The 539-nt window shown below is 40.4% G+C and carries 1 protein-coding gene; it reads left to right on the forward strand.

Going from position 1 to position 539, the window contains the following annotated elements; translation table 11 throughout:
- Positions 1–539, forward strand: a 539-nt coding sequence (locus JCM21738_RS22050) for a transposase (RefSeq protein WP_035210356.1), incomplete at both ends; no start/stop codon positions are given.

Raw genomic sequence — 539 nt, forward strand, 5'->3', positions numbered from 1 at the left:
CATACAGGCGAATTCCTCTTTAGAGAATTCGATGAAAAGATAGGCTTTTCTACTACATTGTCGAAGTTTTTAAACCTGGAAGACAAAAGACGTTACTATGTTCATTCGAATGAAAACTTGCTTCGCCAAAAGATTTATCAAATCATTGCTGGTTATACCGAAGATGATGCAGCTGATCAATTGACGAAGGATCCAGTGTTCACTCAAATCATCGGCACAGATGCGCTAGCCTCCCAGCCAAGCCTGTCTCGGTTCTTTAGACGTTTTGATCGCCGGTCCATCGAGGACCTAAATGAAGCTAACCAAGAACTTATTGATAAAGTACATCAATTCAGGGATTCAAAAGCTGTCATCTTTGATTTGGATTCCACCCATTCAGATACCTATGGGAATCAAGAATCTGCGGCTTATAATGCTCATTACGGAACCGTTGGTTTTCACCCTTTAGTTGCTTTCGACGGAGTAACTGGCGATTTTATCAAAGCTAGTCTACGTCCTGGAAATGTTTATACTTCTAATGGTGTTGTCGATTTTATTCA

This window comes from Mesobacillus boroniphilus JCM 21738 (genome assembly GCF_000517385.1).
Lineage (GTDB): Bacteria > Bacillota > Bacilli > Bacillales > Cytobacillaceae > Mesobacillus > Mesobacillus boroniphilus.